Here is a 24,140-nt window from a genome sequence, read left to right as displayed (position 1 = left end):
GGGGGAATGGTGCGCGCGCCCCTCAGACCCGACTCCCCCCGGCCGTGTCCCCCGCCAGCCGCTGAGCCGCGTAGATGGGCACGACCGACACCAGCACCAGCACCGCCGCCACCACGTTGACCACCGGCGCCTGCTGCGGCCGGGTCATGTTCTCGAAGATCCAGATCGGCAGCGTCTCGATCCCCGGTCCCGCGGTGAAGGTGGTGACCACGATCTCGTCGAAGGACAGCGCGAAGGCCAGCAGCCCACCGGCCAGCAACGCGGACCGCACCAGGGGAAAGGTCACGTCGACGAAGGCACGGAAGGTGTCGGCCCCCAGATCCATCGCCGCCTCCTCGTACGACCCGGAGGTGCGACGCAGCCGCGCGACCACGTTGTTGAAGACCACGACGATGCAGAAGGTGGCATGCCCGACGATCACCGTGAACAGTCCGAGGCCCACCCCGAGGGGCGCGAGCACCGTGCTGAACGCCGAGTTGAGGGCGATGCCCGTGACGATGCCGGGCAGGGCGATCGGCAGGACGACCACGAAGGAGATGGTGTCGCGGCCGAAGAACCGGTGCCGGGCGACGGCGAAGGCGATCAGCGTGCCGAGGACCAGGGCGATCGCGCTCGCCCCGAGACCGGCCTTCACCGAGACCCAAAGAGCCGCGCGCGCACCGGAGTTGTGCCAGGCGACGGACCACCAGTGCGTGGTGAGACTCGGTGGCGGCCAGCTCGCGCTGCGGTCGGGGTTCAGGGAGTTGACGACCACGAGCAGCAACGGCACGTAGATCAGGGCGAATCCGAGCCCGGCGGCGACGCGCAGCGCGATGCGCGCGGGACGGGAGAGTTGCACGGCGGGCTCCTCTACAGGCTGCTCAACGCGCCCGTGCGGCGCATCGCCAGCAGGTACAGCACGATGACGACGACCGGGACCGTGCCGAGCGCGGCGGCCATGGGCAGGTTGAGTTCGATGTTGGAGTAGACGAGATTGCCGATCAGCTGGGTCTTGCCGCCGACGATCTGCACGGTGATGTAGTCACCGAGACTCAGCGAGAAAGTGAAGATCGAACCGGCGGCGACGGAGGGCAGCACCATCGGCAGCACCACCGACCGGAACGTCCGCCAGCTGCGGGCGCCCAGGTCGGCCGAGGCGTCGAGGAGGCCCGCCGGCAGCTGCTCCAGCGCCGTGTGGATCGGCAGGATCATGTACGGCAGCCACAGGTACGTCAGGGTCAGTACGGCGGCGGGCAGGCCGAAGCCCGGGCCGCTGAGCCCGAACGGCCTGAGCATCCAGTCGGCGAGCCCGCCCTCGGACAGGATCAGCCGCCACGCGTACACCTTCACGAGGTAACTCGCCCACAGCGGCGTGAGGATGGCGACGACCAGCAGCGGACGCCACCTCGGCCGGGCCACCCGGGCGGTGTAGAAGGCGAGCGGGAAGGCGATCACCGCGCACAGGGCGGTCACGGCCAGGGCCACGCCGACGCTCCGCAGGATCACCTCCCGGTAGACGGGCGTGGTGAACAGCTCGTGGAAGTTGTCGGTCGACCAGACCTTCACCACCTCGGAGGTGAAGGAGTTCGTCGTCCAGAACGCGGAGACGAAGAGCACCGACAGGGAGCCGAGGTAGAGCACGGCCAGCCACAGCAGCGGGGCGGTCAGCAGGAGGGACAGCCGGAGGCGGGGGCGGCGGTGCAGCGCCCCCGCGGTCCGCGTCAGCAGGGCCATGCCTCAGCCCTTGATCTCGGTCCAGGCCTGGACCCACTTGGCGTAGGGCACGCACTTGACGTCGGTGCGGCCGTCGAGGCACTGCTCGATGGGGGTGTTCCAGAAGGCGATGTTCTTCCAGTAGCCCTCGTCGGCGGCGTGGAAGGTGGTGCAGAAGTTCTTGTCGCCGGTGAGGTCGCAGGCCTTGGAGTTGGCGGGTGCCTCGCCGAAGTACTCGGCGACCTGGGCGTTGACCTTCGGGGAGACGATCCAGTTCATCCACTGGTAGGCGCAGTCGGGGTGCTTGGCCTTGGAGTAGATCATCCAGGTGTCGGACCAGCCGGTCGAACCCTCCTTGGGCACGAACGCCCTGACCTTGGCGCCCTCGCCGGCGGCGAGGTTGACTATGACCTGCCAGGTGGTGCCGACGACGGAGTCACCGCTCTTGAAGGCGGAGATCTCCTTCAGGTAGTCGCTCCAGTACTCGCCGATGCTCGCGTTCTGCTTCTTCAGCAGGCTCACCGCGGCGTCGAACTGCTTCTGGTCGAGGGCGTAGGGGTCCTTGATCTTCAACTCCGGCCTGGTGGCCTTGAGATACAGCGCGGCGTCGGCGATGTAGATCGGGGAGTCGTACGCGGTGACGTGCCCCTTGTACTGGGCGGCGTCGTCGAAGACGGCGGCCCAGGAGGTCGGCGCGGGGGTGACCTTCTGGGTGTTGTACATCAGCAGGTTGGCGCCGCGGCCGTGCGGGATGCCGTACATCTGGCCCTTGACGGAGTTCCAGGCCCCGTTCTTCAGGCCGCTGAAGATGTCCTTGTAGTTCGGGACGAGCTTGGTGTTGACGGGGGCGGCGTCGCCGGAGGCGATCAGGCGCAGGGAGGCGTCGCCGGAGGCGGAGACGGCGTCGTACTCGCCGGTCTTCATCAGTTTGACCATCTCGTCGGAGCTGGCGGCGACCTTGGAGTTGACCTTGCAGCCCGTCTGCTTCTCGAAGGGGGTCACCCAGTCGACCTTGGGGTCGTTGGAGCCGTTCTCGACATAGCCGGCCCAGGCGATCAGGTTGACCTGCCCCTCGGACTTGCCGAGCTTCGACAGGGGTTTGAGGTCAGGGGGGTTGAGGCCGGTGGAGGACGAACCGCCGGATCCGGAGCCGCAGGCGGTGGCGGCGAGCAGCAGCGCGGTGGCGGCCGCGAGGTGGAGAGTTCGGGTGAGGCGCACGACGTTCTCCATGGGTCGGGGGTCAGTCGGGGACGTGGACGGTGTGGCGGCGGTGCCAGCTCAGGCGCACCCGGGTGCCGCGGTAGGCGGCGACGTCCTCGGCGGAGGTCTCCAGGTTCTGCTGGAGGGCGGTGAGGCGGCCGCCGGCGTCGAGGTCGACGAGGAAGCGGGTGGCGTCCCCGAGGTAGACGACCTCGGCGACGGTGCCGACGGCGCTCGCGTGCTCGGGCTCGTCGGCCTCGGCGGACTCCTTCAGGACGCGGATCTTCTCGGGGCGGACGCTGTAGACGCCGGGGGCGCCGACGACGCGCTGCGCGGACTCGCCCTCCAGCAGGTTGGAGGTGCCGACGAAGGAGGCGACGAAGGCGGTCACGGGGCGCTCGTAGATCTCGGCGGGGGTGCCGACCTGTTCGACGCGGCCCTGGTTGAAGACGGCGATGCGGTCGCTCATCGTCAGGGCCTCCTCCTGGTCGTGGGTGACGAACACGAAGGTGATCCCGACCTCGCGCTGCAGCGCCTTGAGTTCGACCTGCATCTGCTCGCGCAGTTTGAGGTCGAGGGCGCCCAGGGGTTCGTCGAGGAGCAGCACGCTGGGGCGGCCGACGAGGGCGCGGGCGAGGGCCACGCGCTGGCGCTGGCCGCCGGAGAGCTGGGCGGGCCGCCGCTTGCCGAAGCCCTCCAGGCGGACCTCGCTGAGCGCCTTGCGGGCCCGTACCAGCCGTTCGGCCTTGGGGACCCCGCGGACCTTGAGGGAGTAGGCGACGTTCTGCTCGACGGTCATGTGCGGGAAGAGGGCGTAGTCCTGGAAGACGGTGTGCACGTCCCGTTCGAAGGGCGCGAGGCCGGTGACCTCCTGCCCGGCGAGTTCGATCCGTCCGCCGGTGGGGCTCTCGAACCCGGCGATCATGCGCAGGACGGTGGTCTTGCCGGAGCCGGAGGGGCCGAGCAGGGAGAAGAACTCACCGTCCCGGATCTCCAGGTCGATCCCGGCCACGGCGGTCGTCTCCCCGAAGGACTTCCGCAGATCCTGCAGCCGGATCGCACTTCCCTCCATGGACGGGAACCTTTCTGGCGCACGCGGACGTTGTACGGAAAGATATGAAGTCATAGATCAAAGCTCAAGGCCCCCTCAGGGTAAAGCTTGAGTCAACGCGCAAGGTGGTGGCCGTGAACCAGCAGCAGATGACGGGCGGTGCCCGCAGGGCCGTCTTCACCCCGGTGGACAACCGGGCACGCGTGGACGCGGTCGTCCGCCGGATCGGTGACGCCATCGAGCTGGGCCTGCTCGCCGACGGGGAGCAGTTGCCCGGCGAGAGCGAACTGGCCGGGCAGCTCGGCGTGTCCACGGTGACCCTGCGGGAGGCGCTGATGGCCCTGCGCCAGCAGGGCCTGCTCACCACCCGCAGGGGCCGCGGCGGCGGCTCCTTCGTATCCCTGCCCGAAGTCCCCGGCGCGGAACGCCTGAAGGCCCGCCTGCGCGGCTGGGGCACCGAGGAGCTGCGCGACCTCGGCGACCACTGGGCCGCCCTGTCCGGTACGGCGGGCCGGCTCGCCGCCGAGCGCACGGAACCCGACGACCTTCTGCAACTACGGCGTACAGCCGAGGAGTTGGCGCAGGCCGAGGACGCGGCCGCGCGTGGGCGGGTGTACGGGCGCTTCCATGTGGAGCTGGCGGCGGCCGCCCAGTCGGCCCGGCTCACCCGTGAACAGGTGGCCCTGCAGACCGAGGTGGGGGCGCTGCTGTGTCTTGTGCTCGCGGACGACGAATATCGTGAAGAGGTGGCGGACCGTCACCGCTCCGTAATCTCGGCCGTGCAGGATGGGGCTCACCAAACGGCCAGGGAACTGGCCGAGCGGTGCGTGCAGGAGTCGACGGCACGGCTCATCGCCCTGCGTCTGACGCTCTAGCCGCGCACCGCGTCCGGTCGCGTCCGGGGGAGGGTGGCATGAGCCTGGCGACGGCAGCGCTCGGCACGGCGCCGGAGGAGTCGGTCGCGGCCGAGGTCGGTTCCGCGCTGGAGAGCGTGTTCGACGCCGTGTCCGCCACCCGCGCCGAGGCCACGGCCCTGCTCGCCCGGGTGGCCGCCGGCAACCGCCGCCCCGCCACCGTGGACCTCGCCGCCCTGCGCCCCGGCCTGCATCTGCGGCTGGCCCGGAACGCGCTGGTGTCCGGGGTCGGCTTCGTCGCCGCGCCGGGCCTGCTGGGTGACGTACCGGCCTGGCTGGAGTGGTGGCAGTCGGGCGCGGAGGGGGACGTACGGCCGCTGCTGCTCGACCTCGACCCGGACCATTCGGCGTACGCCGACTACACGCACTGGGGCTGGTTCGCCCTGCCCCGGGACACCGGCGAGCGGGCGGTGGCGGGACCCTATGTCGACTACCTCTGCTCCGACGAGTACAGCCTCACCCTGTCCGCGCCGGTGGAGACGGAGGGCCGCTTCGCCGGTGTGGCCGCGGCCGACGTGTACCTGCGTCACTTCGAGGCCGCCGTGCTGCCGCTGCTGCGCCGGCTGCCGGGCCCGGCGCACCTGGTGAACGCGCGCGGACGGGTGGCGGCCTCCGCCGACCCCGCCCATCTGGCCGGCTCGCTCACCAAGGGGCCGGACTTCGCCGCCGTGCTGGACAGCGCACGCCCGGCCCGGCACGACGGCATGCGCCTGATCCCGTGCCGAGGCGTCCCGCTCGTGCTGGTCACCTCCCCGCGCTGACGCGGGCCACCACGGCCCTTCTGTTGGATCTCCGTGGAGGACGGAGCGGCGTCCGGTGCGTGCGATCGGCCTGCGGTGTGAAGGGTCGTGCGGTGCCACCTGTCCGTTCGCGCCGTGCGGCATGGGGTCCCCCCGCTCGAGCGAAGCCGAGAGTGGGGGGGAGTGCGTGCCGGGCGTCGCGACGCCGATCCGGCAGAAGGGCCCTGCCCCTCTCCGACCCGGCACCGTCGGCGACCTGAACGCCGACGGGGCCCGGTCAGGTCTCGGTGTCCGGCACCACCCTCAGGTGCGCCGCCGTGCGCCGGGCGGTGCGCGTGCGGGGGCGCTCGCGCCGGGCCTCCCGCAGGACGAACGTCATGCGCGTGTACCCCATCTCCCGCAGCGTCTCGGGCGTCTCGTCCACCACGCGGCAGTCGGTGGCGCCCCAGCGCGGATCGGGATGCAGCAGCGGCCGTACGGCGCCGTCGTTCGCGGCGGCCCGCTCCCCCATCACCCTCAGCCAGTGCGGCAGGCCCTGGCGGTAGGCCGCCTCCATGATCGGGTCCTGGGCGATCTCCCGGCGGATGGCCTGCAGCCCGTGGTCGTGGGTGTGGCACTCGACGGCGGCGGCGAAATGGGCGAGCATCGGCAGGCACCAGCTCGACTCGTGCTCCCCGAGGACGCTCGCCGCGTCGGGATGGAAGAGCACGAACCGGAGGAGGTTGTCGCCCGGCATGGCCGTCGGGTGGGGGCCCACCTCACGGAAAAGTGACGCGAAAGCGTTGTTCGTCAGAACGACGTCCCAGCGGTGGTCGACGACGACGGAGGGGAAGGGCACAGCCTCCAGGAGGGTGGCGTAGTCCTGCAGATACGCCTGGGCCTCGGGACTCTCGGGGACGGGCCGCGGTGCCGGCCGCTGCCCTCCTGCCTGATACGCCATCGGGAGGTCACCCCTCTTGCCTCTGCGGCCTTCACGCGGCGCCTTGATCCTGCGGCCCCGGCAGGAGCCATGTCAACTATCGTGGCATTCCATACCTGTTGACGGCTGAAATTGGCCACAGTTGTGGCGACACCTGGATGTGAGTTCGAACGACCCGGTAATCTCCGTCAAGTTCACGGCATCCGCTTGTGAGCAGCCTGTGCGAAACGTAGGAGATCTGTCGGTGACGGAAGGCTTCGAGGCTCCGGGCACCACGCCGGCCACCGCCGCGCTCCCGGCCGTCGTCGCTCGCGTCGGCACGCTCGCCGACCGGCTCGGCGTACCGCACGCGGAGGTCTTCCACACCGGCCGCCTGTCCACCGCCTCGGGCGTGCCCGAACCGGTCGTCCAGGCCCTCCTCGCCGGCCGCCCCGCGGGTGAACCCGACGTCCAGGCCCGCTTCCTGCAGCGGCTCGACCTGCTGCGCCGCACCCGGCTGAAGCCCAACGGCCGCAAGTACACCCAGCAGGAGATCGCCGACGGCGCGGGCATGTCCCGTCAGCAGGCCGGCGCCCTGATCAACGGCGACCGCCGCCCCACGATGGAGCACTGCGACGCCCTGCAGCGCTTCTTCCGCGTGCACGCCGGCTTCCTCACGGCCGAGGACCCCGAGGCCCTCACGGTCGCCCTGCAGGGCACCGAGCAGGAACTGCTGCAGCGGCTCGCGGAGCGGGAGGCGGCGTCGGCGGCCGAGGACCCGCTGGAGAAGCTGCTGCAGGACCACGGGGTGCGCGGGATCGCCTGGCGGGCCGCCCAGCTGCCCACCGACCAGCACCGCGACAAGGTGGCGGAGTGGCTGGACATGCTCCTGGAGAGCGTCAAGCGGCCCGAGTCGTGAGCCGGGGGCAGCGCGTGGGCATCGGCAGGGACATGCGCCGCCTGTGCGGCGAACTGGTCACGTCACTCACCCTGCCCGTCCCCGCCTCCCCCACCGGCCTGCACACCGCCCTGTGCGAGGCGATGAGCCGGCGCCGCGGCCGCCCGCTCCACTTCCGTACGGCCGTCTTCCCGCCCGGCACGGCGAGCGGCCTGTGGCTGGACATGACGGACCGGGACCTGGTCGTCGTCGAGGAACGCACCGCCCCCGACCACCAGTTGGTGATCCTGGGCCACGAACTGTGGCACATGCGGGCCGGCCACCGCGGCCACCATGTCGACGGCGCGAGGGTCGCCGCCCGCCTCCTGGACGACGACATCGATCTGCGGGCCACCGTGCGCACGGTCGCCGCGCGCAGCCACTTCGAGCAGGCCGACGAGCAGGAGGCCGAGAGCTTCGGCCTGCTGCTGGCGAGCAAGTGCCGCACCCTGCTCGCCGGTTCGGGTCACCGGGCGCCGGTGCAGCGCGACCACCTGGCGGGCCGCATCGAGGCCTCCCTCGGCTACCTGGGCCCGCAGGGCTGAGCGGGCCGGGTGGCGTCCGCCGCGGTTCGGCGGCGTCTCGAAGGGGCGCCGGCCTGCGGCCATGCGTCACGTCACGTCGCGCTGCGTTCGCTGGCCTCCCGCAGGTTCCGGTCCGCGGGGCGCTCCCTGCCCTCGTGGAGGCGGCCCTCGACGAGCAGGTCCCGCCAGTGCTCGCGGCTCCAGTCGGCCGGCGCGGTCGTGGCCGTGAACTCCTCGACCAGGGAGACGAAACGTGCCGGGTCGCTGTGGAAGGGGAAGTGGCCCGCGCCCTCGAAGATCTCCAGTCGGCTGCCCGGCATCGCCTCGTGCGCCCCGTACGCGTGCCGCACCGGCACCACGCTGTCCCGGTCCCCCCACATCAGCATGGTCGGCATGCCCTCGGTCAGATAGCAGCGGTCGAGCATGGTCACGACCTGCCCCCGCCAGTCCACCACCGCCCGCAGCGTACGGATGAAGGCGTTGCGGGAGGTCTCGTCCGGGAGGGCGTCGACGAGGTCGACCAACTCGGCGGCGTCCTGCCCGAGATCGGTGTCCATGAGCTTCATCAGCCGCACCACGAGCCCCACTTGCGTCCGCATCCCCGGCAGCCGCAGCGCGGACAGCATCACATGGGCGCCCGGCAGCGAGACCAGCCGCAGCACGGGGTTGACCTCCCGCCCCACCCCACCGGCACTGACCAGGATCAGCCGCTCGGTCCGCTCCGGGAACTGGTAGGCGAACTGCATCGCCACGCCCCCGCCCAGCGAATGCCCCACCAGGGTCGCCGACTCGATGCCGAGCGTGGTGAGCAGGTCCCGGACCCCGTTGGCGTACGCGGCCACGGAGTAGTCGGCGCGCGGCTTGTCGGAGGCGCCGTGGCCGAGCAGGTCGGGGGCGATGACGGTGTGGGTGCGGGCCAGGTCGGGGATCAGGTCGGCCCAGGTCGCCGAGGAGTCGCCGATGCCGTGCACGAGGACCAGGGCCGGGCCCTCGCCGGCCATCCGGAAGGCACGCCGGTATCCGTGCACCACGCGGTACCGCAGCTCCAGTTCGCCCTCGCCGACCGGGCGCAGCCGCACGGCACGCGCCGGGCGCCTTCCCGAGACGTCGACCATGCCTCGCCTCCCGTTCCACGGCCGCCCGCAAGCGGCCCGAAAGCCCCTGCCCTCCAGCGTAGAGCCCCATTCCCACCAGGGGTTTCGAGGAGGTTTCGGCTCCGCTAAGCGAGCGAACGGACCCGTCGCCCAACCCGATTGTCAGTGGCGGGCGGCAAGCTGGAGTCGCACCCCTCCATACCGGGGTGCGCAGCGACCGAGCCGAGACGCGACACGGGGAGAGCCGACGATGCCCACCGCTGTACTGACCGACCGCGAGCGCACCGCAGTACAGGCCTACCTGCGGCTGCTGCACACCGTACGGGCCGCCTTCGACGGTCCTCCCGGCGAGGCCCGACCACCCGTGGTGCCGCCCTCGGTGCTGGCCGAGGCGGAGCAGGCGCTGGCGGACGCGGGCCTGACGGGCAACGAGGAGGAGTTCTTCCGGCTGTTGCAGAGCTGGTGCCCCGAACCGTGACGGCCCCGCTCGGTGGGGTCAGTCCGCGGTGTGCGGGACCGTGACCGTCGTCGCCACCAGCCCCCGCCGCACGCTCCAGCGGCCCTGGAAGCGGTTGATCCGGCGGCCGCCCACCAGGGGGCCGGGGACGAGGAGTTCGGCGCGGAAACCGCCCTGCGGCGGCCCCTCGCCCGCGTCGAGGGAGACCTCGAGGTCGGCCTCGGTGAACTCCAGCCACCGCCCGGTGAGGGGGAACCACGCCTTGTAGACGGACTCCTTGGCGCTGAACAGCAGCCGGTCCCAGTGGACTTCCGGGTGCTCGTCGACGAGCCGACGCAGCCGGTCCGCCTCGCCGGGCAGCGACACGGCGTCCAGGACCCCGTCCGGCAGGGGCCCGTGGGGTTCGGCGTCGATGCCGAGGGAGGCCAGGTCGGCGGCGCGGACCAGGGCGGCCGCGCTGTAGCCCTCGCAGTGGGTCATGCTGCCCACCAGGCCCGCGGGCCAGACCGGCGCGCCGCGTTCGCCGGGCAGCACGGGCTGCGGGGGCACACCGAGCTTCTCCATGGCGCGCCGCGCGCAGGCGCGCACCAGGGCGAACTCGCGCCGGCGCTTGGGCACGGCCTGCGCGACGACCGCCGCCTCCTCGGGGTACAGCGGGGCGGGCTCGGTGCCGTCGTCGCCGTGCACCTCCACGACGACGACCTCGTGCGGCAGCAGCTCCTCGATCATCCGGCCCCGACCTCCCTCGGCAGTACCCGGCGCGGTCCGCCCGGCGGGTGCGGCCGCTTGCGCCACTCGCGGGGGTAGCCGACGGACACCTCCTCGAAGCGGACCCCCTCGTGCCAGGTGGTCCGCGGGATGTGGAGGTGACCGTAGACCATGGTCTCGACGCGGAAGCGGCGATGCCAGTCGGCGGTCAGCTCCGTGCCGCACCACATGGCGAACTCGGGGTACCACAGCACGTCACAGGGGTGCCGGTCCAGCGGGTAGTGGTTGACGAGGACGGTGGGCAGGTCGGCGGGGAGCCCGGCGAGCCTGCGCTCGGTCTCGGCGACCCGGGCCCGGCACCAGTCCTCACGGGTCGGGTGGGGGTCGGGGTGCAGGAGGTACTCGTCGTTGCAGACGATGCCGGTGCCGTGCGCGTACCGCAGGCCCTCCTCCTTGGTGGCGCAGCCGGCCGGCAGGAAGCTGTAGTCGTAGAGGAGGAAGAGCGGGGCGATCGCCACGGGCCCGTCCGGGCCCTGCCAGACGGGGTAGGGGTCCTCCGGCGTGGTGACGCCGATGTCGCGGCACATCTCGACGAGGTGCTCGTAGCGGGCTACACCGCGCAGGGTGACCGGGTCGCTGGGGTGGGTCCACAGCTCGTGGTTGCCGGGCGCCCAGACGACCTTGGCGAAGCGGCCGGCGAGGGTCTTCAGGGCCCAGCGGATGTCGGAGACGGTCTCCGAGACGTCACCGGCGACCAGCAGCCAGTCCTCGTCGGTCTCCGGGCGCATCGCCTCGACCAGGGCGCGGTTCTCGGCGTATCCGATGTGCAGATCGCTGATGGCCAGCAGCCGTCCTGCACCACCGGCCCTCGACGTCACCGCTCGCCCCCTCCGCACATCGCACGCCCGAGACACCCCACGCCCGGGAGTCCCACCAGAGCACATTCACGGCGCGTGGACAAGGCGGCACCGGTCCGTCCACGGGTCCGGCGAATCCGTAACACGTACGTTGCACGCGGGGCCCCGGGAAGGCCGTATGATCGCCCCAACACCAACGCCACGGACTCCCTTCACAGGGGCGTTTGGTGACCCTCCAACTCCCCTGCCCGGGCACGGGCTGCTCAGCCGTGCCCGCGAACCGTGAAAGGACGGCCCTGCATGGTCTCTCGCGTACGCGTCTGGCTCAACCGCACGTACGCGGAGAACGTGTTCTTCATGGATCAGCTGCGGCGAAATCCGAGTGATCGGGCGGTCGAGATCCACGCGACCCACGGTGACGCCGACTCGCCGGTGCTGGCCGCCGCCGACACCGCTGACCTGGAGCCGGAGGGGCTGTCCCCGGCCGCGTACGTGGAGTTCGCCCTCGACCAGTGCGCCAGGCGGAACATCGACGTCTTCGTGCCGCGTCTGCACCAGTCCGCGATCGTGGCGCACCGCGCCGACTTCGAGGCCGTGGGTACGGCCCTGCTCGCGCCGCCGCCCGAGGCCGTCGCGGTGTTCGAGGACAAGGTGACCGCCTACGAGGCCGTGCAGGCGATCGGGGTGCCGGTGCCGTCCTGGTGGCGGGTGCGGACGGCGGACGAACTCCTCGCCGCTGTGGAGGAGTTGGAGGCCGCCGGGCACAAGGCGTGCTTCAAGCCCGCGTCCGGCGCGGGCGGGGTGGGCTTCCGGGTCGTCACCCGGGCGCCCTTCTCGATGGCGCACCTCAACGGGTTCCCGAGCCCCTATGTGCCGCTCGATCTGGTGGTGGGGGCGCTGGAGCAGGCCGAGGAGCCGGTCGACTGGATCGTGATGCCGCGGCTGGAGCAGCCGGAGGTCTCGGTGGACTGCCTCACCGGGCCCGACAACCGGGTGCGGCTGGCCGTGGGGCGGACGAAGAACGGCCGTCGGCGCGGCTTCACGCTGCACGAGCAGTGGCTGGAGCCGGCGCGGCGGATCGCCGAGGAATTCGGGCTGCACTATCTGTCCAACATCCAGTTCCGGATGTTCGGCGACCGCCCGGTCCTGATGGACGTGAACACGCGGCCGGCCGGCGGCCTGCACCAGCTGTCGCTGTGCGGGGTCAACGCCCCTTGGGCGGCTGTGCAGTTGGCGCTCGGTGAGGACCCCGGGGAGATGGCGCCGCCGTTCCTCGGGCAGGACTACACGGTGGTCTCCGGGCCGCGGCCGCTGCGGCCGGTGTCGATTCCCCAGCAGCGGATGGAGGAGACGGAGACCCTGCTGCCGGCGTTGCCCGCGCCCGTCGAGCCGGTTCAGGCCGCGGCTTCCGTCCTGAGCTGAGCCCCGCCCACAGGTATGGACCAATTCTGTCGTTCGCCTTGACAAGAGGATTGGTCCATACCAACTTTGTTGCGCACCCCCCTGCAGTTCTCTCTGTACCGCTCTCTGCACTCCCGAACACCCCCATTCCTTCAGGGAGATCGCGTGCGCAACACACTCAGACGTTCCCGGCGTCGGCTCCTCGCACTGGTCGGTTCCGCGGCTCTCGCGCTCGCCGGAGCCATCGCCCTTCCCGGCACGGCCCAAGCGGCCAACATCCTGACCAACCCCGGCTTCGAGTCGGGCGGTCTGTCCCCCTGGACCTGCACCGGCAACCTCGGCTCGGTCGTCTCCTCCCCCGTGCACGGCGGGTCCAAGGCCCTGCAGGGCGCGGTGTCGGCGAGCGACAACGCGCAGTGCAGCCAGACGGTCTCGGTCCAGCCCAACACGACGTACAGTCTCAGCGGCTGGGTGCGCGGCTCCTACGTCTACCTCGGCGTGAACGGCGGGGCCTCGACGTGGACCACCTCGCCGTCGGCGTACAGCCAGCTGTCCGTCTCCTTCACGACCGGCGCCTCGCAGACCAGCGCGACGATCTACGTCCACGGCTGGTACGCGCAAGGGACCTACTACGCCGACGACATCAGCCTCGACGGACCCGGGGGCGGTGGTGGCGGCTCGGACACCCAGGCGCCCTCCGCGCCGACGGGCCTGACCTCCACCGGCAAGACCTCCTCGAGCGTGTCGCTGAAGTGGAACGCCTCGAGTGACAACGTGGGCGTCACTGCGTACGACGTCTACAGCGGCTCGAACAACGTGCTCAGCGTCTCCGGTACCTCCGCGACCGTCAGCGGGCTCTCGCCCAGCACCTCCTACACCTTCACCGTGAAGGCGCGGGACGCGGCCGGGAACGTCTCGGGGGCCTCCAACTCCGTGAGTGTCACGACGGACGCCGGGACCGGCGGCGGAGGCGGGTTCAAGCAGGCCGCGCCCTACCTGTACGAGGGCTGGGGGGATCCGCCGAGCCCGAGCACGGTGATGAGCGCGACCGGCATCAAGTGGTTCACGATGGCCTTCGTGCTGGACTCCGGCGGCTGCACCCCGGCCTGGGACGGCAGCCGGCCGCTGACCGGGGGCGCCGACCAGAGCGCGATCAACGCGGTCCGGTCCGCGGGCGGTGACATCGTGCCCTCGTTCGGCGGCTGGCAGGGCAGCAAGCTCGGCGCCAACTGCTCCTCCGCGAGCGCCCTCGCCGGTGCCATCCAGAAGGTGATCGACGCCTACGGTCTGAAGGCCGTCGACATGGACATCGAGAACACCGACGAGTTCGAGAACGAGGCTGTGCAGGCGAGGATCCTGACCGCGCTGAAGACCGTCAAGGCCAACAACCCCGGCCTCAGGACGATCGTCACCTTCGGCACGTCCACCACCGGGCCGACGTACTACGGCAACCGGCTCATCGAGCAGGCCCAGTCGCTCGGCGCCAACATCGACGTCTTCACGATCATGCCGTTCGACTTCGGCGGCGGCTCGGACATGTACGGCAACACGGTGAACGCGGCCGAGGGGCTGAAGGCCAAGCTGAAGTCGACCTTCGGCTGGGACGACGCCACCGCCTACGCGCACATCGGCATCTCCGGCATGAACGGGCTGTCCGACCAGCAGGAGAACACCACTCCGGCGATCTGGACCCAGATCAAGGACTGGGCCAACTCCCACCACATCGCCCGGCTCGCGTTCTGGGCGGTCAACCGCGACCGGCCGTGCCCGGGCGGCGGCGTGGTGAGCAACTGCTCCGGAATCAGCCAGAACACCTGGCAGTTCACCTCGATCACGGCCGGTTTCACCGGCTGACGACGGCTGGAAGCAGGGCTGGCGCCCGGGCCCCCGCGGCGGGAAGAATCCTTCCCCGCCGCGGGGGTTTTCCCGTGGTCCGGGGTGACGGCGGATTCGGGGGCTGCTCAGGGGTGAGAAGAAGCATCGCTGCCTGTGGGTGTCTGCTGCTCCTTCTGGCCGCCTGCGGGGTGCCCGGCGACGAGAAGGACCTGGGGCCGGACCTGAGCCAGGCCGACTTACGGGCCTCGATCGTCAACGACCGCAAACACCTCCTCGACGGCTCCCTCTCCTACGCCCCCTCCGTCTCGGTGCCCGTGGGTGGCAGCCTGCGGTACGACGTCGTCCTGACCGCGCGCGGCGAGAAGTCACGGGGCGTCGTGCGGACCGCCGTTCAGACGCGGGTCTTCCGGGTGGGCGGGATGCAGGGCGCCCGGCTGACGCCGTACAGCCAGAAGGTGCGGGCGGTCCTGCTGTCCGAGGCGAGGCAGCCCGTCGTCGAGCCGGGAGAATCCGCGGTGTGGCAGTGGAGCGTGTCCGCCGACGAGCCGGGCGACTACGAACTCGGCCTCACCGTCATCACGTACCAGAGCGACACGGACCGCGCCCTGGAGACGCTCAACCCGCCGATCGACGTGCGTCTGACCGTGCGCGACACCTGGTCGCACCGCTTCGCCTCGATGCGGGACTGGCTGTTCACGGCAGCGGGCATCGCCGGCGCCCTGGCGGGGATCTACGCGCTCCGGGCTCCCCTGGCCGAACTCGTGCGAGGTCGGCGGGAAGCCCGGAAGCAGCGTGACGAGAGCCGGGACGGCTATCTGTGAGCGGTCGTCAGAAGCGGCCCGACCCCCGGTACAGCTCCAGCTCCCCCTCCAACTCCACGGCCAGCACCGTGGCGCAGGGGTCGAGGTCCGCCTCCCCCGGCGGGTCGATCCACAGCACGCCGACCGCCTCGTGCAGTCCGCCCACGACCCGGTGGCCGAGTTCGGTGCCGGTGCCCAGGACGGTCACCCGGCGGACCCCCGTCGCCAGGCCCCGGACGCCGATCTCCGCCCGCGGGGCGTCGAACAGGGTGAGATAGAGGGTGCGGCGGTCGGCGGAGAGGGTGCTCGGGCCGTAGTGGTGCCCGGCGGGCAGCCCGCGCACCGTCCCGTACACCGCCTCCGCGTGCCGGCGGATCCACTCCCCCAGGCCCTCCAGCCGCTCGACCTGCGGCTGCGGGATGGTTCCGTCCTCCATCGGGCCGACGTCGAGCAGCAGGTTGCCGCCCCCGCCGATCGTCTCGGTGAAGTAGCGGATCAGCTGGGCGAGCGACTTGTGGTTGTGGTCCTGGTGCTGGTACCCCCACGAGTCGTTGATCGTCAGGCACAGCTCCCAGGGGCCGTCCGGCGGCACGATCGGGGCGCCCTGTTCCGGCGTCGCGTAGTCGCCCTCGCTGAGCATGCGGGCGTTGAAGACGACGTGCGGGACGTACGACCTGATGAGCGCTGCCAGTTCGGGGATGCGCCACTGCTCCTCGCTGCGGTCCCACTCGCCGTCGAACCACATCAGGTCGGGGCGGAAGCGGGAGGCGATCTCCGTGATCTGGCCGTCGCGGTAGGCGATGAACCTCTCCCACGCCGCCAGGTCCTCGTCCTCGGCCGCCACTTCGGAGTAGCGGTTGTCCTCCAGCTCCGGCGGGCGGCCCGGCTTGCGCGTGGAGGCGTAGTCGGGATGGTTCCAGTCGGAGTGGGAGTAGTAGAGGCCGACCTTGAGGCCCTTCTCGCGCAGGGCCTCCGCGTAGGGGCCGATGTAGTCCTTGCCGAGGTTGAGGTCCCCGTACGCGGTGTCCCACAGCGCCACACCGTCGTGGTGACGGCTCGTCAGAACCGCGTACCTGGCCCCGGCGCGGGCGAACAGGTCCGCCCACGCCCTCGGGTCGTAGTGCGCGCCGGTGAACCGCTGAAGCTGGGACATGTACTGCTCGTGCGGCACGATGTCGTCGTAGAACGACCAGGACTCCTGGACGCCGTCGACGGCATAGATGCCCCAGTGCACGAAGATCCCCAACTTGGCGTCGGTGAACCACGGCTGCATGGCCATCGCTCAGCCCCTGCGCAGCCGGAGCGTCAGGATCTGGAAGGGGCGCAGGGACACGGGGACGCCGCCGTCCACGACCTCCGTGTCCTCCAGGGGCCGCTCCAGCAGGTCGGTCACCTGGGCGCCGGTCAGCGGGAAGCCGGTGCGCAGGACGCCGCTCGCCCGGCCGCCGCGGGACTCGTAGAGCCGTACCACCACGTCACCGGACTCGTCGTCGGCCAGCTTGACCGCCTCGACGGTGACGCCCTCGCCGGCCACGGAGACGACCGGCTCCGGCTCGCCCGCCGAATCGGCCACGCGCAGCGGGAGGTTGAGGGCGTAGCCCTCGGCCACCGCGTCGTCGATGCTCGCGCCGGGCAGCAGGGAGTAGGTGAGGCGGTGGCGGCCCTGGTCGGCACCCGGGTCCGGGATGCGCGGGGCGCGGACCAGGCTGAGGCGGACCGTGGTGGTCGTACCGCCGTCCTCGCGGACCGTGCGGGAGACGTCGTGGCCGTAGGTGGAGTCGTTGATGACCGCGACGCCGTAGCCGGGTTCGCCGACGTGCACCCAGCGGTGGCCGGAGACCTCGAAACGGGCCGCCTCCCAGCTGGTGTTGGTGTGCGTGGGCCGCTGGATGTGGCCGAACTGGATCTCCGCGGAGGAGTGCGGGGCGCGGATGTCGACCGGGAAGCCTGCCTTCAGGAACTTCTCCGCCTCGTGCCAGTCGATGTCCGTCTCGAAGTCGATGCGGGCACTGCCGGCGCGCAGCGTGATCGTCTGGACGATCGTCGAGCCCTTGCCGAAGGAGCGGGTGACGCGGATCGAGCCGAGCAGCGGGTCCTCGTCGGCGATCTCCACCGAGTCGGCGTCGAGCAGGTCCGTGTAGCGGTTCTTGTAGTGCTTGTCGACGTCCCAGGCGTCCCAGTAGTTGGGCAGGTCGGTGTGCAGGCGGAGCAGGTTGCCCGCCTCGGCGAGGACCTCGCGGCCCCCGGCGCGCAGATCGCGGACCGAGGCGAGGGTGCCGTCCTCGGCGAGCTCGACGCGCACCAGGCCGTTGTCGAGCACGCGGCCGTTCACCGTGACGGGGGCCGGGGGTTCGGCCGCCGCGACCGGCGCGCTGCCGCCTGCCGGTACCTCGACGAACGTCGGGAAGCCCGTCGCCGTGCGGATGACCTCGGCGCGGTCGAAGGGGCTGGTGTTGAACACCCGGGTGCCGCCGGCGCCCAGCGCGGCCACCGCCTCGGCGGTCAGCGCCTCCAGCTCCTCGGCGACGCGCGCGTATTCGGCCTCCGCCTCGCGGTGCACCCAGGCGATCGAGGAGCCCGGCAGGATGTCGTGGAACTGGTGCAGCAGCACCGTCTTCCACAGCCGGTCCAGCTTCTCGTACGGGTAGGTGTAGCCCGGCGCGTGCAGCGCGGCCGTCGTCGCCCACAACTCGGCCTCGCGCAGCTTGTGTTCGCTGCGGCGGTTGCCCTGCTTGGTGCGGGCCTGGGAGGTGTAGGTGGCGCGGTGCAGCTCCAGGTAGAGCTCGCCCACCCACACGGGGGCGTCCGGGTACTCCTCGCGGGCCTTGGCGAAGAACTCGTCCGGGTGCTCGACGACGACCTTGGGCGAGCCCTCCAGGTCGGCCAGCCTGCGCGCGCGTTCCATGATCTCGCGGGTGGGGCCGCCACCGCCGTCGCCCCAGCCGAAGGGGGCGAGGGAACGGGTGGCGTTGCCCTTCTCGGCGTAGTTGCGGACCGCGCGGGACATCTCCTCGCCGCTGAAGCGGGCGTTGTAGGTGTCGACGGGCGGGAAGTGGGTGAAGATGCGGGTGCCGTCGATGCCCTCCCACCAGAAGGTGTGGTGGGGGAAGGTGTTGGTCTGGTTCCAGGAGATCTTCTGGGTGAGGAACCACTCGTTGCCGGCGAGCTTGGCGAGCTGCGGGTAGGCCGCGTTGTAGCCGAAGGAGTCGGGCAGCCAGACGCCCTTGGTCTCGACGCCGAAGTGCTCGATGAAGAACCGCTTGCCGTGGACCAGCTGGCGGGCGATGGCCTCGCCGCCGGGCAGGTTGCCGTCGGACTCGACCCACATGCCGCCGACCGGCGCCCACTGGCCCTTCTTCACGGACTCCTGGATGCGGGCCCAGACCTTCGGGTAGTTGTCGCGCACCCACTCGTACTGCTGGGCCTGGGAGCAGGCGAAGACGAACTCCTCGTACTCGTCGGCCAGCGAGGTGACGTTGGAGAAGGTGCGGGAGGTCTTGCGCTTGGTCTCTCGGATGGGCCACAGCCACGCGGAGTCGATGTGCGCGTGGCCGACGCCGGAGACGATGTGGGCGCTGGCGTTGGCGGGCTTGGCCAGCACCGGCTTCAGCGCCTCGCGCACGGCGGTGGCCGAGCCGGAGACGTCGTCCAGGTCCAGCAGGTCCAGCGCGCGGTCCAGGGCGTGCAGGATCTCGTGCCGGCGCGGGTCGTGCTCGCCGAGCTCCGCCATCAGCTCGCGCAGCACCTGCAGGTCCAGGTCGAGGTGCCAGACCTCCTCGTCCAGGACGGCGATGTCGGCCCGCTTGAAGGTGTACAGGGGCTTGTCGCCGGCGGTGAGGACGTCGCCCAGCGGGGTCGGCTCGGCGAAGTTGCCCGCAAGGATGTCCGGGTTGGAGGCGGCCTCGACCAGGTAGTGGATCTCCTCGCCGCCCGAGGCCGGGTTGGCGATCGGGACGTACTGGTTGAGCGGGTTGACCGCCTTCAGCGGGGTGCCGTCGGTGAGGTGGACGAGGGCCTCGGCCTGGTTGCCGGGCCAGTCGCCGACGAAGCCGAGGTCGATGACGGCCTCGACGCGCCGGCCGGCGAACTCGGCGGGCACCTGCCCGCGCATCCGGAACCAGGTGGTGCCCCACGGCGGACCCCAGGGGGTGTCCATGGCGAAGGGGGCGTACGGCGCGGCCGCGGCCTCCTCGAAGGAGACCGGCTCCCCGGGGGCCTGCCAGGCCTCCACCTCGAAGGGGACGGTGGCCGCGTAGACCGCGGGCTGGATGCGCTGGGTGTGGAGGCGCTCGGCGCGCTCTTCGATCCGGCGGCGTTCGTCGTGCATGGAAGGTCTCCAGGGGGAAGGCGGGGAGAAAGCGAGGAGAAAGCGCTTTCCGCGCGGGAGCTTACTTGAGGTAGGCCAGGCCGGGGTGAACGGCCGTGTAGCCCTCGACCAATCGTCGCGCCACGTTGACGGAGTCGACCAGGGGATGGAGGGCGAATGCCTTGACGGCCGTCGTCCGGGAGCCGGACTCGGCGGCGGCGAGCACCTCGCGCTCGACGGCCTTGACCGCGCAGACCAGCCCGGTGGCGTGGTCGGGCAGCGGGGCCACGGAGACCGGGTGCGCGCCGTTGGCGTCGACCAGGCAGGGCACCTCGATGACGGCGTCGGTGTCGAGGACGGAGAGCGTGGTGCGGTTGCGGACGTTGAGGATCAGGGTGGTGCGCTCGTCGCGGGCGATGGCCCGCATCAGGGCGAGGGCGACCTTCTCGTAACCGCCGGAGAGGTCGTCGGGCTCGCGCTCGCCGGCGCCCGCGGTCTCCCGGTTCTCGGCCATGTACGTCGCCTCGCGCTCGGCCCGGGTGCGGTCCCAGGCGGCGAGGGCCTGGGCCCCGGGGTCGCGCATCTCCTCGTAGAAGTGGGCCTGCTGGTCGCGCAGGAAGGCGCCGCGGGTCTTCTCGGCCTGCTGGTAGGCGCGGACGGCCTCGCGGTTGAAGTAGTAGTAGTGCAGGTACTCGTTCGGGATCGCGCCGAGGGACTGCAGCCAGTCGGTGCCGAAGAGCTTGCCCTCCTCGAAGGAGCCGAGCAGGTCGGGGTCGGCGAGCAGCCGGGGCAGCTCGTCGCGGCCCGAGATGTGCAGGCCGCGCACCCAGCCGAGGTGGTTGAGGCCGACGTAGTCGATCCACGCCTCCCCCGGGTCGGCGCCCAGCACCCGGGCGATACGGCGGCCGAGGCCGACCGGCGAGTCGCAGATGCCGATGACGCGGTCGCCGAGGTGGCGGGACATGGCCTCGGTGACCAGACCGGCCGGGTTGGTGAAGTTGATGACCCAGGCGTCCGGGGCGAGCCGGGCCACCCGACGGGCGATGTCCACGGCGACCGGGACGGTCCTGAGGCCGTAGGCGATGCCGCCCGCGCCGACCGTCTCCTGGCCGAGGACGCCCTCGGCGAGGGCCACCCGCTCGTCGTCCGCCCGTCCCTCCAGGCCGCCGACCCGGATCGCCGAGAACACGAAGTCGGCGCCGCGCAGGGCCTCGTCGAGGTCGGTCGTGGCGGTCACCGCGGGGGCGTCCTCGACCCGGGCGGCCTGCTCGGCGAGGACCCGGGTCACGGCGGACAGCCGGCCGGCGTCCAGGTCGTGCAGCACGACCTCGGTGACCCTGCCCTCGCCGCGGTCGCCCAGGAGGGCGCCGTACACGAGCGGCACGCGGAATCCGCCGCCGCCCAGAATCGTCAGCTTCACTCTTGCACCTTTCCTGCCTCGACCACCTCGACGCCCGCCTCCTCCAGGGAGGCGCGGGTCGCCGGGTCGGCCGGGGCGTTCGTGACCACCACGTCCAGGTCCTCGGGACCACAGACCTTCGCCATGCCCGTACCCGGGAACTTGGCGGCGTCGGCGAGCAGGACGACCTTGTCGCTGGCCTTGATCATGGCCCGCTTCACCGGCACCTCGACGACCGTCGTATCCATCACCTGCCCACCCGGACGCACTCCACTGGTGCCGAGGAAGAGCCAGTCGGCGTGGAGCTGGCGCAGGTTGTCCTCGGTGAGGAAACCGACCAGGGAGCGGTACTCGCGGCGGAGCATGCCACCGAGCAGCACCAGCTCGATGCCCTCGTCGTCGGCGAGCTCCTCGTAGACCACCAGGTTGCTGGTGATCACCGTGAGGCGGCGGCCGTGCAGCTGGCGGGCGAGCCGGAAGGCGGTGGTGCCGATGTCCAGCAGCACCGACTGGCCGTCGGCGACCATGGCCGCGGCACGCTCGGCTATGGCGTCCTTCTCGGCCACGCGCACCTCGGCGACCTCGGCGAAGGGCTGGTCGCCCTCCTCCACCACGGCGCCGCCGTGCACACGCGTGAGCATGCCGTCCTCCTCGAGCTTGACCAGGTCGCGCCTGATCGTGGCGGGGCTCACACCCAGCTGCTCGGAGAGATCGGTCACGGACGCGGGGCCGCCGGAGCGCAGGGCCCGCAGGATGAGTTGGTGTCGTCGTTCTGCCAGCACGGCGTGAACACTACTCGTCATCTTCAATCAAATCCATGCTCAGTTCTGCTCGGGTATTGACCAATCTCGCGGATCAGCGCACGATTCCCGTCATCGAAATTGACGAGTTTTGACGAGAGGCTCTTCGCGTGGACGACGACAGGCCCGACGTGCTCCTGACCGGGCTGCTCTTCTACGACCTCGTCCTCACCGGGCTCGGGAAGCCGCCGACCCCGGGTGAGGAGATCTGGACGGCCGGCATGGGCTGCGGCCCCGGCGGCATCGCGAACCTCGCGGTGGCCGCGTCCCGCTTCGGTCTGCGCACCTCCCTCGCCGCGGTCTTCGGCGACGACTTCTACGGCGAGTACTGCCGGGACGTGCTGTGCGACCAGGAGGACATCGACCTCTCGCTCTCCCGCACCGCGGACGGCTGGCCCACCCCGGTCACCGTCTCGCTGGCCGCCGGTCACGACCGCGCCCTGGTCACCCACGGCCAGGAGCCGCCGTACTCGCAGGACGTGCTGATGGGCGACCCGCCCGAGGCGCGCACCGCCCTCGTGCACCTCGAGGCCGAGCCCCGCGAGTGGCTCGCCAAGGCCGCCGCGAACGGCACGCAGATCTTCGCCGACGTCGGGTGGGACCCCACCCAGGAGTGGTCGAAGGACCTGCTGGACCAGCTGGCCCTGTGCCACGCCTTCGTCCCGAACGAGGCCGAGGCGATGGCCTACACCCGCACCGACAGCGCGGTCGCGGCCCTCGGCACGCTCTCCGAGCTGGTGCCGGTCGCGGTCGTCACCCGCGGCGGGGACGGCGCGGTGGCCGTCGACCAGACCACCGGCGAGTACGCCGAGGTCCCGGCCCTGCACGTCGACGTCCTGGACGCGACGGGCGCCGGAGACGTCTTCGGCGCGAGCTTCGTCGCCGCCTCCCTCGGCGGCTGGCCGCTGGAGGAACGGCTGCGGTTCGCCGTCCTCGCGGCCGGACTGTCCGTCCAGCACCACGGCGGCGCCCTCGCGGCCCCCGGCTGGTACGGCGTCGACCGCTGGTGGCGCTCGCTGACCGACCCCGTCCTGCGCAAGACGTACGGCTTCCTCACGGACCGTCTGCCGGCGGACGTCGGGCCGCCGGTGCACCACGCCCCGGTCACCCCGCCCCGGCAGCACTGACCCTCACAACGCCCCCACAGTCCAACGCCCCTCAGCACCACGAACAGGAACAACAGGAGTGACCCGTGGACCTTTCACGTAGAGGCTTCCTCCAGGCCGCCGCGCTGACCGCGGCCGCGTCCGGACTGACCGTCGCCTGCGGCGGCAGCTCCGGTTCGGGCGGCACCAAGAACGGCAAGAACCTCACCTTGTGGTACTGGGGCGGCGCGCTCAGCGACAAGGTGGTCGCGGAGGCGAAGACCCACTTCGCCTCGGCGGTCACGCTGACCACCGCGTCCATCGGCGGCGACTTCAAGCAGAAGCTCACCACCACCCTCGCCGCGGGCACCTCCGTGCCGGACATCACCGGCATCAAGGGCGAGGACATCGCGTCCTTCCTGCCCAACGCGAGCCGCTTCCTGGACCTCAACGACCTGGGCTTCCAGAAGCTCTCCTCCCAGTACCTGGGCTGGAAGACCAAGCTCGCCCAGACCAAGGACGGCAAGCAGATCGGCTTCCCGATCGACATAGGCCCCACCGCGCTCTTCTACCGCGAGGACCTCTTCGCCAAGGCCGGGGTGGACACCGACCCCGCCAAGGTCGCCGCGCTGGTCAAGACCTGGGACGACTACTTCCAGCTCGGCACCGAGCTGCAGAAGAAGAACCCCGGAACCTACCTGGTCAACAACATCGGCTCCGTGTTCAACATCGCGGTCGGCCAGGGCACCCAGCGGTTCATCGACAAGAACAACCACTTCATCGGCGACCAGGACCACATCCACGCGGCGTGGACCACGGCGGTCCGCCCCTACACGCTGGGCATCGACGCCAAGATCAACGACCAGACCTGGAACGCCGCCGTCGGCAAGAACCTGCTCACCGAGCTCGGCGCGGCCTGGCACGCGCTGGACATCGAGCAGGCCGCCCCGCAGACCAAGGGCAAGTGGCGGGTGTGCGCCAACCCGGTCGGACCGGCCAACCAGGGCGGCTCCTACCTGGCCCTGCCCAAGCAGTGCCGCAACCCCGAAGAGGCGTTCAAGATCATCAGCTGGATCCTGAGCCCCGCCAACGACGCCCGCGGATTCACCGACGCCGCGATCTTCCCGGCCGCGCCGGCCGCCTATGCGATGCCGGCCATGACCGGTCCCGACGCCTTCTTCGGCGGACAGAAGATCATCGAGGTCTTCGGCCCGGCCGCCAAGGCCATCCCGGACAGCTATGAGGCGCCCGCCGACGCCGCCGTCATGGCCCCCTACATGACGGAGCTGACCAACATCGAGGCCAAGGGCAAGAAGCCCGACGACGCCTGGAAGGACGCGGTCAGCCAGGCCAAGCAGATCGCCCGGCGACAGGGGGTGAACTGAGGTGACGTCACCTCCGGTCACCGGTCCCGCCGCGGTGCCGGAGCACCGCGGCGGGC

General features: G+C 71.2%; 22 protein-coding genes. 10 read left to right on the top strand and 12 right to left on the bottom strand.

The features are described 5' to 3' along the window. Positions 1-22: 22 nt before the first annotated feature. Genes ACWCQ1_RS32690 through ACWCQ1_RS32675 form a run of 4 tightly spaced genes read right to left on the bottom strand, consistent with a single transcriptional unit; the run spans position 23 to position 3,964 of the window. Positions 23-838 (bottom strand): ABC transporter permease, encoded by an 816-nt coding sequence (locus ACWCQ1_RS32690; protein ID WP_133042008.1) that lies wholly within the window; start codon positions 836-838, stop codon positions 23-25. Between the two features lie 11 nt (positions 839-849). Continuing rightward, positions 850-1,713: an ABC transporter permease gene (locus ACWCQ1_RS32685; RefSeq protein WP_133042007.1), complete on the bottom strand. Its 864-nt coding sequence runs from the start codon at positions 1,711-1,713 to the stop codon at positions 850-852. 3 nt (positions 1,714-1,716) lie between these two features. Next, positions 1,717-2,910: an ABC transporter substrate-binding protein gene (locus tag ACWCQ1_RS32680; RefSeq protein ID WP_358596807.1), complete on the bottom strand. Its 1,194-nt coding sequence runs from the start codon at positions 2,908-2,910 to the stop codon at positions 1,717-1,719. Positions 2,911-2,932: 22 nt separating this feature from the next. Beyond that, positions 2,933-3,964 carry an ABC transporter ATP-binding protein gene (locus ACWCQ1_RS32675; protein WP_358596804.1) on the bottom strand — a complete coding sequence of 344 codons (1,032 nt, stop codon included), beginning with the start codon at positions 3,962-3,964 and terminating at the stop codon, positions 2,933-2,935. A gap of 113 nt (positions 3,965-4,077) precedes the next feature. Between ACWCQ1_RS32675 and ACWCQ1_RS32670 the strand changes: the two genes are divergently transcribed. Both ACWCQ1_RS32670 and ACWCQ1_RS32665 read left to right on the top strand, forming a co-directional pair. Next, positions 4,078-4,818: a FadR/GntR family transcriptional regulator gene (locus ACWCQ1_RS32670; RefSeq protein WP_358596801.1), complete on the top strand. Its 741-nt coding sequence runs from the start codon at positions 4,078-4,080 to the stop codon at positions 4,816-4,818. 38 nt (positions 4,819-4,856) lie between these two features. Continuing rightward, on the top strand, positions 4,857-5,618 hold the full coding sequence (locus ACWCQ1_RS32665) for a cache domain-containing protein (protein WP_358596798.1): 762 nt from the start codon (positions 4,857-4,859) through the stop codon (positions 5,616-5,618). A 256-nt stretch (positions 5,619-5,874) separates the two neighbouring features. Here ACWCQ1_RS32665 and ACWCQ1_RS32660 read toward each other — a convergent pair whose 3' ends face one another. Continuing rightward, on the bottom strand, positions 5,875-6,537 hold the full coding sequence (locus ACWCQ1_RS32660) for an MmyB family transcriptional regulator (RefSeq protein ID WP_165954742.1): 663 nt from the start codon (positions 6,535-6,537) through the stop codon (positions 5,875-5,877). Positions 6,538-6,760: 223 nt separating this feature from the next. Between ACWCQ1_RS32660 and ACWCQ1_RS32655 the strand changes: the two genes are divergently transcribed. Both ACWCQ1_RS32655 and ACWCQ1_RS32650 read left to right on the top strand, forming a co-directional pair. Continuing rightward, positions 6,761-7,414, top strand: coding sequence for a helix-turn-helix domain-containing protein (locus tag ACWCQ1_RS32655; RefSeq protein ID WP_358596795.1), 654 nt, complete (start codon positions 6,761-6,763; stop codon positions 7,412-7,414). Positions 7,415-7,446: 32 nt separating this feature from the next. Beyond that, the gene (locus ACWCQ1_RS32650) at positions 7,447-7,977 is read left to right on the top strand and encodes a toxin-antitoxin system, toxin component (RefSeq protein ID WP_451028062.1); all 531 of its coding nucleotides are present in this window, start codon (positions 7,447-7,449) and stop codon (positions 7,975-7,977) included. A 71-nt stretch (positions 7,978-8,048) separates the two neighbouring features. Here ACWCQ1_RS32650 and ACWCQ1_RS32645 read toward each other — a convergent pair whose 3' ends face one another. Continuing rightward, complete coding sequence (locus tag ACWCQ1_RS32645; RefSeq protein WP_451028008.1) at positions 8,049-9,071, bottom strand: alpha/beta fold hydrolase; 1,023 nt, start codon at positions 9,069-9,071, stop codon at positions 8,049-8,051. Between the two features lie 229 nt (positions 9,072-9,300). Between ACWCQ1_RS32645 and ACWCQ1_RS32640 the strand changes: the two genes are divergently transcribed. Continuing rightward, positions 9,301-9,528, top strand: coding sequence for a hypothetical protein (locus ACWCQ1_RS32640; protein WP_133041998.1), 228 nt, complete (start codon positions 9,301-9,303; stop codon positions 9,526-9,528). Positions 9,529-9,546: 18 nt separating this feature from the next. Here the strand turns inward: ACWCQ1_RS32640 and ACWCQ1_RS32635 are convergent, their stop codons facing one another. Continuing rightward, positions 9,547-10,236 carry a 4'-phosphopantetheinyl transferase family protein gene (locus ACWCQ1_RS32635; RefSeq protein WP_133041997.1) on the bottom strand — a complete coding sequence of 230 codons (690 nt, stop codon included), beginning with the start codon at positions 10,234-10,236 and terminating at the stop codon, positions 9,547-9,549. Next, positions 10,233-11,093 (bottom strand): metallophosphoesterase family protein, encoded by an 861-nt coding sequence (locus ACWCQ1_RS32630; protein ID WP_133041996.1) that lies wholly within the window; start codon positions 11,091-11,093, stop codon positions 10,233-10,235. The genes ACWCQ1_RS32635 and ACWCQ1_RS32630 overlap by 4 nt, the downstream gene beginning before the upstream one ends. A gap of 279 nt (positions 11,094-11,372) precedes the next feature. Between ACWCQ1_RS32630 and ACWCQ1_RS32625 the strand changes: the two genes are divergently transcribed. The 3 genes from ACWCQ1_RS32625 to ACWCQ1_RS32615 all read left to right on the top strand — a co-directional run bounded on the left by ACWCQ1_RS32625 (position 11,373) and on the right by ACWCQ1_RS32615 (position 15,130). Further along, a complete protein-coding gene (locus ACWCQ1_RS32625) occupies positions 11,373-12,494 on the top strand; it encodes an ATP-grasp domain-containing protein (RefSeq protein ID WP_358596790.1) in 1,122 nt (373 codons plus the stop codon). A 144-nt stretch (positions 12,495-12,638) separates the two neighbouring features. Further along, positions 12,639-14,327 (top strand): carbohydrate binding domain-containing protein, encoded by a 1,689-nt coding sequence (locus ACWCQ1_RS32620; protein ID WP_133041994.1) that lies wholly within the window; start codon positions 12,639-12,641, stop codon positions 14,325-14,327. A gap of 113 nt (positions 14,328-14,440) precedes the next feature. After that, positions 14,441-15,130 carry a hypothetical protein gene (locus ACWCQ1_RS32615; protein ID WP_358596787.1) on the top strand — a complete coding sequence of 230 codons (690 nt, stop codon included), beginning with the start codon at positions 14,441-14,443 and terminating at the stop codon, positions 15,128-15,130. Between the two features lie 7 nt (positions 15,131-15,137). On the opposite strand, the gene ACWCQ1_RS32610 is transcribed toward ACWCQ1_RS32615, so the two are convergent. The 4 genes from ACWCQ1_RS32610 to ACWCQ1_RS32595 all read right to left on the bottom strand — a co-directional run bounded on the left by ACWCQ1_RS32610 (position 15,138) and on the right by ACWCQ1_RS32595 (position 21,596). Beyond that, positions 15,138-16,388 carry an alpha-L-fucosidase gene (locus ACWCQ1_RS32610; protein WP_358596784.1) on the bottom strand — a complete coding sequence of 417 codons (1,251 nt, stop codon included), beginning with the start codon at positions 16,386-16,388 and terminating at the stop codon, positions 15,138-15,140. 3 nt (positions 16,389-16,391) lie between these two features. After that, entirely contained in the window at positions 16,392-19,436 is a 3,045-nt protein-coding gene (locus ACWCQ1_RS32605) for an alpha-mannosidase (protein WP_451028007.1), read from the bottom strand. 61 nt (positions 19,437-19,497) lie between these two features. After that, the gene (locus ACWCQ1_RS32600; protein ID WP_451028006.1) at positions 19,498-20,835 is read right to left on the bottom strand and encodes a 6-phospho-beta-glucosidase; all 1,338 of its coding nucleotides are present in this window, start codon (positions 20,833-20,835) and stop codon (positions 19,498-19,500) included. Beyond that, on the bottom strand, positions 20,832-21,596 hold the full coding sequence (locus ACWCQ1_RS32595; RefSeq protein ID WP_133042155.1) for a DeoR/GlpR family DNA-binding transcription regulator: 765 nt from the start codon (positions 21,594-21,596) through the stop codon (positions 20,832-20,834). The genes ACWCQ1_RS32600 and ACWCQ1_RS32595 overlap by 4 nt, the downstream gene beginning before the upstream one ends. Before the next feature lie 128 nt (positions 21,597-21,724). Here ACWCQ1_RS32595 and ACWCQ1_RS32590 point away from each other — a divergent pair, with 128 nt between their 5' ends. Both ACWCQ1_RS32590 and ACWCQ1_RS32585 read left to right on the top strand, forming a co-directional pair. Next, the gene (locus ACWCQ1_RS32590; RefSeq protein ID WP_358596777.1) at positions 21,725-22,741 is read left to right on the top strand and encodes a carbohydrate kinase family protein; all 1,017 of its coding nucleotides are present in this window, start codon (positions 21,725-21,727) and stop codon (positions 22,739-22,741) included. A gap of 65 nt (positions 22,742-22,806) precedes the next feature. Next, entirely contained in the window at positions 22,807-24,084 is a 1,278-nt protein-coding gene (locus ACWCQ1_RS32585; protein ID WP_133041988.1) for an ABC transporter substrate-binding protein, read from the top strand. Positions 24,085-24,140 lie beyond the last annotated feature (56 nt).

Source organism: Streptomyces sp. NPDC002144 (assembly GCF_053593695.1).
Note: the sequence above shows the minus strand (reverse complement) of the source record. Positions and strands in the feature narration are given on the sequence as shown.

What these genes read in the sequence shown, in the direction of transcription:
- ACWCQ1_RS32645 (WP_451028008.1), bottom strand. Translation starts at nt 9,071, where the DNA reads ATGGTCGACGTCTCGGGAAGGCGCCCGGCGCGTGCCGTGCGGCTGCGC.
- ACWCQ1_RS32660 (WP_165954742.1), bottom strand. Translation starts at nt 6,537, where the DNA reads ATGGCGTATCAGGCAGGAGGGCAGCGGCCGGCACCGCGGCCCGTCCCC.
- ACWCQ1_RS32650 (WP_451028062.1), top strand. Translation starts at nt 7,447, where the DNA reads ATGCGCCGCCTGTGCGGCGAACTGGTCACGTCACTCACCCTGCCCGTC.
- ACWCQ1_RS32625 (WP_358596790.1), top strand. Translation starts at nt 11,373, where the DNA reads ATGGTCTCTCGCGTACGCGTCTGGCTCAACCGCACGTACGCGGAGAAC.
- ACWCQ1_RS32675 (WP_358596804.1), bottom strand. Translation starts at nt 3,964, where the DNA reads ATGGAGGGAAGTGCGATCCGGCTGCAGGATCTGCGGAAGTCCTTCGGG.
- ACWCQ1_RS32685 (WP_133042007.1), bottom strand. Translation starts at nt 1,713, where the DNA reads ATGGCCCTGCTGACGCGGACCGCGGGGGCGCTGCACCGCCGCCCCCGC.
- ACWCQ1_RS32605 (WP_451028007.1), bottom strand. Translation starts at nt 19,436, where the DNA reads ATGCACGACGAACGCCGCCGGATCGAAGAGCGCGCCGAGCGCCTCCAC.
- ACWCQ1_RS32640 (WP_133041998.1), top strand. Translation starts at nt 9,301, where the DNA reads ATGCCCACCGCTGTACTGACCGACCGCGAGCGCACCGCAGTACAGGCC.
- ACWCQ1_RS32665 (WP_358596798.1), top strand. Translation starts at nt 4,857, where the DNA reads ATGAGCCTGGCGACGGCAGCGCTCGGCACGGCGCCGGAGGAGTCGGTC.
- ACWCQ1_RS32635 (WP_133041997.1), bottom strand. Translation starts at nt 10,236, where the DNA reads ATGATCGAGGAGCTGCTGCCGCACGAGGTCGTCGTCGTGGAGGTGCAC.
- ACWCQ1_RS32610 (WP_358596784.1), bottom strand. Translation starts at nt 16,388, where the DNA reads ATGGCCATGCAGCCGTGGTTCACCGACGCCAAGTTGGGGATCTTCGTG.